Annotated in this window: 13 protein-coding genes; 7 read left to right on the top strand and 6 right to left on the bottom strand. The window is 71.8% G+C overall.

The annotated features are described in order from the left end of the window. Positions 1 to 33: 33 nt before the first annotated feature. Positions 34 to 771 carry a GntR family transcriptional regulator gene (locus MRB58_RS24225; protein ID WP_244782348.1) on the bottom strand — a complete coding sequence of 246 codons (738 nt, stop codon included), beginning with the start codon at positions 769 to 771 and terminating at the stop codon, positions 34 to 36. A 361-nt stretch (positions 772 to 1,132) separates the two neighbouring features. Here MRB58_RS24225 and MRB58_RS24220 point away from each other — a divergent pair, with 361 nt between their 5' ends. Both MRB58_RS24220 and MRB58_RS24215 read left to right on the top strand, forming a co-directional pair. After that, positions 1,133 to 2,206 carry a tartrate dehydrogenase gene (locus MRB58_RS24220; RefSeq protein ID WP_244782347.1) on the top strand — a complete coding sequence of 358 codons (1,074 nt, stop codon included), beginning with the start codon at positions 1,133 to 1,135 and terminating at the stop codon, positions 2,204 to 2,206. A 23-nt stretch (positions 2,207 to 2,229) separates the two neighbouring features. Next, positions 2,230 to 3,393 carry a mandelate racemase/muconate lactonizing enzyme family protein gene (locus tag MRB58_RS24215; RefSeq protein WP_244782346.1) on the top strand — a complete coding sequence of 388 codons (1,164 nt, stop codon included), beginning with the start codon at positions 2,230 to 2,232 and terminating at the stop codon, positions 3,391 to 3,393. Between the two features lie 37 nt (positions 3,394 to 3,430). On the opposite strand, the gene MRB58_RS24210 is transcribed toward MRB58_RS24215, so the two are convergent. The 5 genes from MRB58_RS24210 to MRB58_RS24190 are packed head-to-tail and all read right to left on the bottom strand — an operon-like array spanning position 3,431 to position 7,296. Continuing rightward, positions 3,431 to 4,717, bottom strand: coding sequence for an ABC transporter substrate-binding protein (locus MRB58_RS24210; protein ID WP_244782345.1), 1,287 nt, complete (start codon positions 4,715 to 4,717; stop codon positions 3,431 to 3,433). Further along, the gene (locus MRB58_RS24205; protein WP_244782344.1) at positions 4,714 to 5,139 is read right to left on the bottom strand and encodes a DUF4440 domain-containing protein; all 426 of its coding nucleotides are present in this window, start codon (positions 5,137 to 5,139) and stop codon (positions 4,714 to 4,716) included. The genes MRB58_RS24210 and MRB58_RS24205 overlap by 4 nt, the downstream gene beginning before the upstream one ends. Continuing rightward, positions 5,136 to 6,185 carry an aldo/keto reductase gene (locus MRB58_RS24200; protein ID WP_244782343.1) on the bottom strand — a complete coding sequence of 350 codons (1,050 nt, stop codon included), beginning with the start codon at positions 6,183 to 6,185 and terminating at the stop codon, positions 5,136 to 5,138. Before MRB58_RS24200 ends, MRB58_RS24205 begins: the two co-directional genes overlap by 4 nt. A gap of 2 nt (positions 6,186 to 6,187) precedes the next feature. Continuing rightward, positions 6,188 to 6,547: a TIGR04076 family protein gene (locus MRB58_RS24195; RefSeq protein ID WP_244782342.1), complete on the bottom strand. Its 360-nt coding sequence runs from the start codon at positions 6,545 to 6,547 to the stop codon at positions 6,188 to 6,190. Next, positions 6,544 to 7,296 carry a GntR family transcriptional regulator gene (locus MRB58_RS24190; RefSeq protein WP_244782341.1) on the bottom strand — a complete coding sequence of 251 codons (753 nt, stop codon included), beginning with the start codon at positions 7,294 to 7,296 and terminating at the stop codon, positions 6,544 to 6,546. Before MRB58_RS24190 ends, MRB58_RS24195 begins: the two co-directional genes overlap by 4 nt. 50 nt (positions 7,297 to 7,346) lie before the next feature. On the opposite strand from MRB58_RS24190, the gene MRB58_RS24185 reads away from it, so the two are divergent. From MRB58_RS24185 to MRB58_RS24165, 5 genes are read left to right on the top strand one after another with little or no spacing between them, the layout of a single operon-like run. Continuing rightward, complete coding sequence (locus MRB58_RS24185; protein WP_244782340.1) at positions 7,347 to 8,144, top strand: ABC transporter ATP-binding protein; 798 nt, start codon at positions 7,347 to 7,349, stop codon at positions 8,142 to 8,144. Further along, the gene (locus MRB58_RS24180; protein WP_244782339.1) at positions 8,141 to 8,863 is read left to right on the top strand and encodes an ATP-binding cassette domain-containing protein; all 723 of its coding nucleotides are present in this window, start codon (positions 8,141 to 8,143) and stop codon (positions 8,861 to 8,863) included. Before MRB58_RS24185 ends, MRB58_RS24180 begins: the two co-directional genes overlap by 4 nt. Further along, positions 8,860 to 9,771, top strand: a complete 912-nt coding sequence (locus tag MRB58_RS24175; protein WP_244782338.1) for a branched-chain amino acid ABC transporter permease — start codon at positions 8,860 to 8,862, stop codon at positions 9,769 to 9,771. The genes MRB58_RS24180 and MRB58_RS24175 overlap by 4 nt, the downstream gene beginning before the upstream one ends. A 1-nt stretch (position 9,772) precedes the next feature. Next, the gene (locus tag MRB58_RS24170; RefSeq protein WP_244782337.1) at positions 9,773 to 10,726 is read left to right on the top strand and encodes a branched-chain amino acid ABC transporter permease; all 954 of its coding nucleotides are present in this window, start codon (positions 9,773 to 9,775) and stop codon (positions 10,724 to 10,726) included. After that, a complete protein-coding gene (locus MRB58_RS24165) occupies positions 10,723 to 12,165 on the top strand; it encodes an aldo/keto reductase (RefSeq protein ID WP_244782336.1) in 1,443 nt (480 codons plus the stop codon). The genes MRB58_RS24170 and MRB58_RS24165 overlap by 4 nt, the downstream gene beginning before the upstream one ends. The last annotated feature ends 7 nt before the right edge of the window (positions 12,166 to 12,172 follow it).

Below are 12,172 nucleotides of genomic sequence, written 5' to 3'. Positions count from 1 at the left end.
GTACGCGACGGCGCCGGCCCGGTGGGGGCGGGATCATCGGGCGGTCCTCGTCAGGGTGACGTTGTATTCGTAGAGGTCGCTGCGGATCGCCGCCTCGGCATACTCGACCGGCCGGTCGGGCTCGACGAAGGAGGTGCGGCGGATGGTGAGGACGGGCGTGCCGGGGGCGATCTCCAGCGCCTCGGCCTCGCCCGGCGTGGCGGCGCGGGCGGCGACGGTGTCCTCGCCGTGGGTGATGTGCAGTTTCCGCGAACGCTCGATGAGGTCGTAGATCGCGCCGGAAAAGTCGTCCTTCGGCGTCAGGCCGACCCATTCGGGCACGTACGAGCGGATGACGGTGAACGGCGCCCCTGCGACGTCGCGCAGGCGGACGAGGTGCAGCGCGCGCTCGTCGTGGCGCAGCGCCAGCTTGTCGCGCACGGCGGGGGAGGGGGCGGCAAGTTCGGCATGCAGCGTGCGCGCACGGGTGGGGACGCCGGTGAGGCGCGGATCTTCGGTGAGGCCGAGGAGGGTCGATCGCCGTGCCGGGGTCCGCGTGCGCACCACCAGGGTGCCGACACCGGGCGTCGGCTTGACGAGGCCGTCTTCGGCCAGGGTGCGGATGGCGTTGCGCACGGTGGCGCGGCTGACGCGCAGTGCGGCGGCTAGATCCTGCTCGGGCGGCAGCGCGGTGCCGACGGGATGCTTGCCGGCCTCGATCTGCGCGCGCAGCAACGCCTCGACCTGCCGGTAGAGCGGTGCTCCGGCGCCCCGCGCCCCGTCGTCGGCCATCACCCCTCGCCAAATGTCCGTACATGATTGAGGCGATCGCCTGCATCCTCGACGCATCGCCGTTCCTCGACTCGCGCGAATTCAGCGAATTACAGACGCAAAGTCAACCGCAGACGCGCGCCGCAATGCACCGGGGCGCATCGAATGTACATACATTTGGAGCGTAGCCGGCTGCGCCTGCCGGGCGCTCGCACGGCCGCGGGGTTTCGGCGTTTCGTCACGACGACGCGCGTCATGCGTGCGCGGCGGTCGATCCGGCGCTGCGCCGCTGCGGTCACGATGCTATGCCAGCGATGCGCAACATCATCGGCCGCGGCGGACACCACCGCCCGGGGCCGCAACGACCGAGAAGGACTGACCCATGCGTGACAATCGGCTGAAGATCGCCGTCATCGCCGGAGACGGCATCGGCAAGGAGGTCGTCCCGGAGGGCCTGCGCGTGCTGGAGGCGGCGGCCAAGCGCTACGACATCGACCTTCAGTTCGACACGTTCGACTTCGCCTCCTGCGACTACTACGCCAAGCACGGACGGATGATGCCGGAGGACTGGAAGGACCAGATCGGCAGCCACGACGCGATCTTCTTCGGCGCCGTCGGCTGGCCCGCGGCCGTGCCTGACCACGTCTCGCTGTGGGGCTCGCTGATCCATTTCCGCCGCGAGTTCGACCAGTACGTCAACCTGCGCCCGGCGCGGCTGATGCCGGGGGTCACCTCGCCGCTCGCCGGCCGCGGTCCCGGCGACATCGACATGTGGATCGTGCGCGAGAACACCGAGGGCGAATACTCATCGGTCGGCGGCAGGATGTTTCCGGGCACCGAGCGTGAAATCGTCATGCAGGAGACGGTGATGAGCCGCGTCGGCATCGACCGCGTGCTGCGCTACGCGTTCGAGCTGGCGCAGACCCGGCCGCGGCGCAAGCTCACCTCCGCCACCAAGTCCAACGGCATCTCGATCACGATGCCTTATTGGGACGAGCGCGTCGAAGAGATGGCGAAGCAGTACCCGGACGTCACCTGGGACAAATTCCATATCGACATCCTGACCGCGCACTTCGTCCTCAACCCGGACCGGTTCGACGTGGTGGTCGCCTCCAACCTCTTCGGCGACATCCTGTCCGACCTCGGCCCGGCCTGCACCGGGACCATCGGCATCGCCCCCTCCGGCAACATCAACCCGGAAAAGGCCTATCCGTCGCTGTTCGAGCCCGTGCACGGCTCGGCGCCGGATATCGCCGGCCAGGGCATCGCCAACCCGGTCGGCCAGATCTGGGCGGGGGCGATGATGCTGGAGCACCTCGGGCACGCTGACGCGGCGGCCGGGATCGTCACCGCGATCGAGCGGGTGCTGGCCGAACCGGGGCTGCGCACGCGCGACCTCGGCGGCGCGGCGGGCACGCAAGCCTGCGGCAAGGCCATCGCCGACGCTCTCGCCTGACCGGCCGATACGGGAGACCCCCTATGCGCATCACCGAGATCCGCGAGACGACGGCGTCGATCGCCTCTCCGATCGCCAACGCCTACATCGACTTCTCCAAGATGACCTGCTCCGTGGTGGCGGTCGTCACCGACGTCGTGCGGGACGGCGTGCCGGTCGTCGGCTACGGCTTCAACTCCAACGGCCGGTACGGGCAGGGACCGCTGATGCGCGACCGCTTCATCCCGCGCTTGATGGAGGCCGACCCGGCGACCCTGGTCGACGAGGCGAACGACAACCTCGACCCGTTCGCGATCTGGGACACCATGATGCGCAACGAGAAGCCGGGCGGGCACGGCGAGCGCTCGGTGGCCGTCGGCACCATCGACATGGCCGTGTGGGACGCCGTCGCCAAGATCGCCGGCGTCCCGCTGTGGCGGCTGCTGGCGGACCGGTACCGCGGCGGCCGGGCGGACGATCGCGTCTGGGTCTACGCGGCGGGCGGGTACTACTACCCCGGCAAGGACCACACGCAGCTGAAGGCCGAGATGCAGGGCTACCTCGACCGCGGCTACGACGTCGTGAAGATGAAGATCGGCGCGGTGCCGCTGGCCGACGACATCGCCCGTATCGAGGCGGTGCTGGAGGTGGTCGGTGACGGCCGGCGCCTCGCGGTCGACGCCAACGGCCGGTTCGACCTTCCCACCGCGCTCGCCTACGCCGAGGCGCTCGAGCCCTACGGTCTCTTCTGGTACGAGGAGGCCGGAGACCCGCTCGACTACGACCTGCAGGCCAAGCTCGCCGGGGTCTACAGCGGCCCGCTGGCGACCGGCGAGAACCTCTTCAGCCACCAGGATGCGCGCAACCTCCTGCTCTACGGCGGCATGCGGCCGGACCGCGACGTCCTCCAGTTCGACTGCGCGCTCTCCTACGGCCTCGTCGAGTACCTGCGGACGCTGGCGGTGATGGAGGACCTGGGCTGGTCGCCCCGCCGCGTGGTGCCGCACGGCGGACACCAGATGTCGCTCAACATCGCCGCCGGCCTGGGGCTGGGCGGCAACGAGAGCTACCCGGACGTCTTCCAGCCCTTCGGCGGCTTTGCGGACGGGATCGCCGTGGAGGGCAGCCAGGTCGGCCTGCCGCAGATCCCCGGCGTCGGCTTCGAGGCCAAGTCGAAGCTGATCGCCGTGATGCGCGAGCTGGCCTGAGGGACGGGCGGCGCCCGCCCTCTCCGTGCCGCGCCGGTCAGCGGGCGATCTCGGCCTTGATCGCGGCGACCTCTTCGGCCGTCATCTGGCCGACGGTCGTCACCGCGCCGTCCTCGATCTTCCACAGGCGGAAGGGGCCGGAAATATCGCCGTACCGGTCGAACTCGACCGGGCCGATGACGCCCTCGTACTTGATCGGCCGGCCGCTCTCGATCAGCTCCAGCGCCTTCTTGAACTCCTCGGGGCCGGCGTAGATCGGCTCGCCCGCGGGGTCGACGATCGCCGGGATCGCGTCGCGGATCGCCGCCGCCTTCGCCTCGCCCGCCTTGGCGATGGCGAGGCCGACGATGGCGCCCGCGTCGTAGGAGCGGTCCGCCGCCGGCGCCGACGGGTCGATCCCGCCCGACATGGCGCCGTAGTTGTCGTAGAAATACTTCGTCGACGCGGTCTCGGTCGTGCCCGACGAGGTGCCGTAGGCGCCCGCCAGATACTTGGCGCCGACCGCCTCGATGAAGTCGGTCGAGTTCATGCCGTCGTTGAGGAGGAACTTCTGCGGGCCGCCCTGGCTGATCCAGGCGCGCGCGATCGTGGCGCCGTCGACCGGATAGGAGACGAGGTAGAGCGCCTCCGGATCGCCCTCGAGTGCGGCGGTGACCTCGGACTGGTAGCTCGCCTGGCGCTCGTTGTAGGGCGTCGTCGAGGTGATCGTCCCGCCGAGCGCCTCGTAGGCGGCCGAGAACTCCTTCACCATGTTCACGCCGAAGTCGTTGTTGACGTTGATGATCGCGAGCTTGGTCAGCCCCTGATCCATCGCGTACTTCGCCGCCGCGGTGCCCTGGAGCGCATCCGAGGTGATGGTGCGGAAGAAGAACCCGCCGGTCTTGCCCTCGCGGCCCATCGCCGTCAGCGTCGGCGAGGAGGAGGCCGGGGAGACCTGCACCACGCCCGCCGGCGCCGTCACCGAGGTCAGGATCGGCAGCGACACTGACGAGATGATCCCGCCGATGACGACCGGCACCTTCTTGACGTTGACGAGTTGGTTGGCCTGATCCACCGCGACGGTGCCCTGGCTCTGACTGTCGCGCGTGTCGGCGACGAGGTCGCAGCCCAGGACGCCGCCGGCCTCGTTGAGATCGCGGAAGGCCATCTCGACCGACTTGGCGCCGGCCTGGCCATACTGCCCGGCGGGGCCGGTCAGCTCCATCACCATGCCGATCTCGATCTCGCACGCGGCGGCCCGCGCCGTGCCGATCGCGCTGAGCGCGAGAAGGGTCGTGCCCGCGGCGCTGAGGGCCAGCGCCTGGGCCATTCTCTTGACGGTCATTCTTCTCTCCTTGTCGCTCCACGATCGGCGGCGCCGATCCAGGTCTCTTGCAATGCGGCCCACAGCGGCCCGTCCGCACCCGCGACGAACACCGCCGTCGAACGGCGCGCGGTCGCGCCGGCGGGGCTCGCCTGGTCCTCGCGGTAGCGCACCAGGGCGACGGCGGGCCGAAGGTCGCGCGCCTCCTCGATGGTGCAGGTGATGGTGAAGGTCTGCGGCAACGTCCCGGCCGCGCCCGCCAGCATCGCCGCGACGGCGGCGCGGTCCTGCACCGCACCGTCCGGGGCGACGCGGGTGAAGTCGTCCGTCATCCGCGCCATGATGGCCGGAAGCGCGTCCGCACCGGTCCGCCCAGTGAGGAGGTCCGCGAAGGCCTCGTGAATTGCGACGACCTCGGCGGCGGCGCGGGCGGCGAGGCTCATGCCGGGGCCGCGTTGAGGTTGTATTTCATGATCGCGCCGTGCCGCCCCTCGCGGTCGCGCTCCAGGGTGTAGACGTCACCGTGAAGGTGGGTCGTCTCCTCGGCCGCGCTGTCGAGCGCGGCACGCTGGCGGGCGGTCAGCTCCAGCGAGCCGACTTTCAGGTTGTGCGCCAGATGGTCCGCGTTGCGCGCGCCGACGATGACGCCGGCGACCCGGTCCCACTCCAGCACGGCTCGGCTGGCGACGGTGGCGATGTCCGTGCCGGTGGCGTCGGCCACCTCGCGCACGTCGGCCAGCAGCGCCTGGAAGGCGTCCCAGCCGCCGGTATCGTCGATGATGAGCTTGTACTTGGTGAGCGAACGGTTCTCGAGCGGCCCCTGCGGCTCAGGAACGCCCAGCCAGCGGTCCGACAGGAACCCGCCCGCGACGGTTCCGTAGCACAGGAGGTGCACGCCGTGATCCCGTGCCGCGGGCACCATCTGCGCGTGCGGCCGGCGGTCGAGCAGGGAATATTGGAGCTGCATCGTCGCGATCGGCACGCCCGCCTCGATCATCGCCAGCATGTGCTCGGTGTCGAAGTTGGTGCCGCCGAGGAGGTGGATCTTGCCGGCGCGTTGCAGGTCGGCGAGCCAGATCGCGGCCTCCAGCCAGCGGGGTGCGGCGTAGTCCCACCAGTGGAACTGCACGAGGTCGATCCGCTCGGTCTTGAGCCGGGTCAGCGCCGCGTCGATCATCGCCTCGACGTCGGCGCGCGTCAGGTCGTGCAGGCGGATGAGGTCCGGCACACACTTGGTGTGGATGCGGATCGCGCGCGCCGCCTCGGTGCCGCGCCGGTCGGCGTAGGCGTGGCGGAAGGCGCCCATGATCTCCTCGACGCCGGTGTAGATGTCGGCGCAGTCGAAGGTGGTGATGCCGGCGTCGGCGGTGGCGATCAGGTCTTCGAGGGCGCGCGCGGCGTCGATGATGCCGTGGCCGCCGGCGAGCTGCCAGCCGCCGCGGATCACGCGGCTGATCGTGGCGTCCGGGGCGAGGGAGAAGCGTTCCATGGTCAATCCTTGGCACCGGGGGTGGCACCGGGCAGCGGCACGGCGGTCGTCGCGACGTGGCTGAAGGTGCGTTTGCCCGTCCGGGTGATGCGAAGGCGGGACGGGCAGTGGGGGTCGGGACAGGCGACGTCCGCGTCGCTGGTCATCCAGTCGTTCGCGTCGGTCGGGCGCTGCTTGGCCGCCAGCAGCGGCAGCACCGCGGCCAGCGAGTAGATCGAGATGCCCTGGCCGGGGGGCAGGTACAGCATCTCGCCGCGCAGCTCGAAGTGGTCGCCCGGCGTGGCGCCGCAGTAGAGCGTGGCGCCCTCCGGGGCCACCACCTCGACCTTGAGGTCGTAGAGCTCGAACGTGTCGTCGCTCATCGCTCGTCCTCCGCCAGCGAAGCGCGCACCAGCGCGAAGGCGCGGCCGATGTCGGCCGAGAGGGCGGCGCGGGCGGCTGCCGCGTCGCCCGCGCGCACCGCACGGATGATCGCCCGGTGATGCTCGGTCGCGCCCGCGCGCTCGGCCCGCGGGAAGAGCGCGGCGGCGCGGCGGATCACCGGGCCGGACTGGAGCCAAAGGCTCTCGACGATCGGCAGCAGCACCACCGACCCCGCCGCGCGATAGATCGCGAAGTGGAAGGCGTGGTTGAGGTCGGCGGTCTCGGCCGAGGCGTCGACCGCCGGCGGGGCGAGATCGTCGTAGGCCCGGGTCAGGCGCTCCAGCTCGGTGAGGGCGGCATCGTCGGCCGCCAGCGCGGGGAGGGCGCAGGCCAGCAGCTCCCCCTCGATCAGCGCACGGGCGCGCTCCAGGTCGTCGAGCCGGGCGCGGGTGAGCGGGGGGACGCGCACCGTGCGGTTGGGCAGCGCCTCCAGCGCTCCTTCGGAGACCAGCCGCGCGAACGCCTCGCGCACCGGCATGGTGGACACCGACAGCCGCTCGGCGAGGTCGCGGATCTTCAGGGTCTGGCCGGGGTCGATGGCGCCCTGGATGAGGAGCCGGCGCAATTCGCCGTGGACGATGTCCTGCACCGTGGGACGGGCGACGGGCGCGAGACTGTCGAGCCCGGCGGCGGGCGGGGCGGCGCCGCGGGACAGGTCGATCGGATGGTCGCGCGCGACGGTCTTCATGCCTTGGCCCCGCGTTTGTGATACGATACGATGTGATCACAAAATCTTCAATGGTGACGATGCCCGCACCGCCGCCCGCCGCATCACCGCCGATCCTGGCGGCCGACCGCCTCGCCAAGCGCTTTGCCGGGCTCGTCGCGGTCGACGGGATGAGCCTCGCGGTGGCGCCGGGCGAGATGGTCGGCCTCGTCGGCCCCAACGGCGCGGGCAAGACGACGCTGTTCAATCTGCTCGCCGGAAGTCTGAGGCCGGACGGCGGCACCGTGTCGATCGCCGGCGCCGACGTGACGCGCGAGGGTCCCGCCCGGCGCCTGTCGCGCGGGCTCGGCCGCACCTTCCAGATCCCGCGCCCCTTCCCGGCGATGAGCGTGATGGACAACATGCTCGTCGGCGCCCAGGGGCAGGCGGGCGAGCGGCTCGGGGCCGGCCTCTTCGCGCCGCTGGCCACCCGCCGGCAGGAGCGCGCCGCACGCCAGAAAGCCGCGGCCCTCCTCGACTTCGCGTCGCTGGCGCATCTGGCGGGCGAGCCGGCGCGCGTCCTCTCCGGCGGTCAGCGCAAGCTCTTGGAGCTGGCGCGGCTGATGATGGCCGACCCGGCGCTCCTCCTGCTCGACGAGCCGGCCGCGGGCGTGAATCCGGCGTTGATGGACCTCATCGCGGCACGGATCGCGCAGATCAATGCCGGCGGCGTCAGCGTCCTCCTCATCGAGCACAACATCGAGCTGGTGCGGGCGATGTGCCCCCGCGTCGTGGTGATGGCGGCGGGGCGGCTCCTCGCCGCGGGGCCGGCCGAAGCGGTGCTGACGCGGCCCGACGTCGTCGCCGCCTATCTGGGGGAGGCGGTTTGAGCCGGCCGCTGCGCCTGACGGGGCTGGTCGCCGGCTACGAGCGCGACCTGCCGATCGTCCGGGGCGTCGATCTCGCCGTCGCGGCGGGTGCGTTCGTCGGCATCTTCGGCCCCAACGGCGCCGGCAAGTCGACCCTCGTCAAGGCCGTCGCGGGGGCCGCCGCGACCTTCGCCGGCGAGGCGTGGCTCGGCGACACACGGCTCACCGGACACCCGGCGCACGAGGTGCTGGCGGCCGGCCTCGCCTTCGTGCCGCAGACCGAGAACATCTTCGCCACGCTCTCCATCGCCGAGAACCTCAAGATCGCCGCGCAGATCCTGCCGCGCGCGGTCCGCGCCGAGCGGATCGAGGCGATGAACGCCATGTTCCCCGACCTCGCGGCGAGACCGCACCGCGCCGCGGGCAGCCTCTCGGGCGGGCAGCGGCAGATGCTCGCCGTCGCCCGCGCGCTCATCGTCGCCCCCGCCGCCATCATCCTCGACGAGCCGTCCGCGGGCCTCTCTCCGAAGCTGACGCAGGACGTCTTCGCCACGCTGCGAGAGATCAACGCCGCCGGCACCACCGTCGTCCTCGTCGAGCAGAACGTGCGGGCGGCGCTGGGCGTGGTGTCGCGCGGGGTCGTCCTGGTCGACGGAAAAGTGCGGCTCGACGCGCCGGCGGCCGACCTCGCGGCGCGGGACGACCTCGGCGCCCTCTTCCTCGGGACGGCGGCGGCATGAGCCCGCAGGTCTTCGTCGACGGGCTGGTCTCGGGGTCGATGATCGGCCTCGGGGCCATCGGGCTGACGCTGGTCTACTCGATCCTGCGCTTTCCCAACTTCGCGCACGGCGAACTGGTGACGGCCGGCGCCTACATCGCGCTGACGCTGGCGGGGCTGATCGGCGCGGCGGTGGGCGTATCGGCTCCCATCGGGCCGTTCTCGTTCGGGTGGACGGTGATTCTGGCGGCGCTGCTGGCGATGGGAGGGACGGCACTGCTGGCGCTCGCGCTCGACCGGGTGCTGTTCGCCCGGCTGCGGCGGCACGGCGCGGCGGTGATCATCGTCGTCATGGCCTCGTTCGGCGCCTCGCTGGCGCTGCGCGCGGCGATCGAGTTCGCCTGGACCTCCAGCCCCGCCTACTTCACCCGCGAGTTGCAGATCGCGATGCGCCTCGCCGGCGGGGTGCGCGTCACGCCCGACCAGCTCGCCGCGCTCGGGCTGACGGCGGTCCTCGTCGTGGCGGTGCACCTCCTGGTGGCGCATACCGCGGCGGGGCGGGCGATGCGCGCGGTGCGCGAGAACCCGTCGCTGGCGGCGCTCGCCGGGATCGACGTCGCCCGCACGATCCGCCTCGTCTGGGTGCTGGGCGCGGCGCTGGCGTGCGCGGCGGGCGTCACCATGGGCCTCCTCGTGCAGATCCGGCCCACCATGGGCTTCGACCTGCTGCTGCCGCTGTTCGCGGCGGCGATCCTCGGCGGCGTCGGCAGCCTGCCGGGCGCAGTCGTCGGCGGCCTCGTGGTCGGCATCGGCGAGGCGATGACGGTGGCGCTCCTGGGCGCGGAATGGCGCGCCGGCGCGGCCTTCATGCTCCTGGTCGCCATCCTCATGCTGCGCCCCTCGGGCATCTTCGGCCAGAAAGGGGGCTGACGTGGAGCTTCTCGCCTACGCCACCTTCTTCGGCACCGTCGCGCTGTCCTACGCGCTGATCACACTCGGCCTCAACGTGCAGTGGGGGCTGACGGGGCTCTTCAATGTCGGCGTCGCCGCATTCGTGGCGGTGGGCGCCTACACCTCGGCGATCCTCACCTCGCCGGCGACCGTGGGTCGCATCGGCGGCTTCGCTCTGCCGCTGCCGGTCGGCTGGCTCGCGGCCGCGGCGGCGGCGGCCCTGCTCGCCAACCTCGTCGCCTGGCTCACCATCCGCCTGCGGGCCGACTATCTCGCCATCACCACCTTCGGCGTCGCGGTCGCGGTGCAGCTCGCCGTCCTCAATCTCACCGGGCTCACCGGGGGCCCGTTCGGCATCACCTTCATTCCCCGGCCGTTCGCGGCCTGGGCCGGCGACCCGGCCCGCTTCGGACTCGCCAATTTCGCGCTCGTCGCCGCCACGGTGCTCATCGTCTACCTCCTCCTGGAGACCTTGGCGAAAAGCCCGTGGGGCCGCGTCCTCAGAGCGGTGCGCGAGGACGAGACCGCGGCCGAGGCGCTCGGCAAGAGCCCGCGGCGGCTGAGGATCGAGGCATTTACCGTGGGCGGGGCGGTGATGGGCCTCGCCGGCGCGGTACAGGCGCACTTCGTCGGCTTCATCGCGCCGGAGAACTTCCTGCCGACGCTGACCTTCCAGGTCTGGGCGATGCTCATCGTCGGCGGCAGCGGCAACAATCGCGGCGCGATCCTCGGCGCGGTGCTGGTGTGGGCGATCTGGGCGGCGTCCGGCGCGCTCATCGGCGCCGTCGTGCCGGCGGCGATGCAGGCGCGGGCCGCCTCGCTGCAAATCGTCTGCATCGGCGTCGCGCTGTGCGCCATCCTCCTGACGCGTCCCGGCGGCCTCCTGGGCGAGACGCCCGTCCGCCGGCGCCGCAAACCGACGAGCCCCACATGATCGACACCTACGACCTCGCTCCGGATCTCAGGATCGCGCGGGTGCTGACGGGCCTTTGGCAGGTCGCCGACATGGAGAAAGACGGCACCACGCTCGACCGCGAGGCCGCCGCCGACGCGCTCGCCGCCTACGCCGCCGACGGGTTCACCACGTTCGACATGGCCGACCACTACGGCAGCGCCGAACTGATCACCGGCGCGCTGCTGGCGCGCGGCCCGACGCCGCGCCCGCTCGCGTTCACCAAATGGTGCCCCGCGCCCGGCCCGATGACTCCGGACGTCGTACGCGCCGGGGTCGACGAGCGCCGCGCCCGCCTCGGCGTCGAGACGATCGACCTGTTGCAATTTCACTGGTGGACCTTCGAGCATCCCGCCTGGCTCGACGCGCTCCACGAACTCACCCGGCTGAGGGAGGAGGGCGTCATCCGCTCGCTCGGCGTCACCAACTTCGACGCCGCGCACCTGAGCCTCGCGCTCGCCGACGGGGTGCCCCTGCTGACCAACCAGGTGTCGTTCTCCTTGCTCGACCGGCGCGCCGAGGCGGACCTCGCGGCGGTCTGCGCGGCGCACGGCGTCAAGCTCCTCTGCTATGGGACGCTCGCCGGTGGCTTCCTGTCGGAGCGCTGGCTCGGCCGGCCGGAGCCGGCCGAGATCGCCGACTGGTCGGGCATGAAGTACCGCCGGTTCATCGACGCCGCAGGCGGGTGGGACGCCTACCAGGGGGTGCTCGGCGCCGCCGCGCAGATCGGCGCGCGCCACGGGGTCTCCATCGCCAACGTCGCGACGCGCTGGGTGCTGGACCATCCCCACGTCGCCGGCGTCATCGTCGGTGCGCGGCTCGGCGAGCGCGAGCACCGGGTCGACAATGCCCGCCTCTTCTCCTTCGCGCTCGACGCCGAGGACCACGCGCGCCTCGCCGCCGCCTTCGCCGCGACAACGCCGCTGCCGGGCGACTGCGGCGACGAGTATCGCAAGCCCCCCTTCCTCACCGCCTCCGGCGACCTCAGCCACCACCTCGCCGACGTGCCGACCGCCCACGCCGCCGAAGCGACGCGGCCGGGCCGGTCGCGGGTCTCCTCGGGCAGCGTGTGGGAGGATCTCGCCGGCTTCAGCCGCGCGGTGCGGATCGGCGACCGCATCCTCGTCTCCGGCACGACGGCGACCGCGGGGACAGACCGCGTCGTCGCCCCCGGCGATCCCGGCGCGCAGGCGACCTATATCCTCGACAAGATCATCGGCGCGGTGCGGGCGCTGGGCGGTGGGCCGGAAGATATCGTCCGCACCCGCGTCTACCTCGCCGACATCGACGAGTGGGAGCCGGTCTCGCGCGCCCATGGCCGCGTCTTCGCCGACACGAAGCCGGCCAACACGCTGCTGGCCGTCGGCGGCCTCGTCGGCGACTACCGCGTCGAGATCGAGGCGGAGGCGATCGTTGGCTGAGCGCGCG

Source organism: Acuticoccus sp. I52.16.1 (assembly GCF_022865125.1).
Lineage (GTDB): Bacteria > Pseudomonadota > Alphaproteobacteria > Rhizobiales > Amorphaceae > Acuticoccus.
The sequence above is the reverse complement of the archived record's forward strand: the minus strand, read 5'-3'. Positions and strand labels throughout refer to the sequence as shown.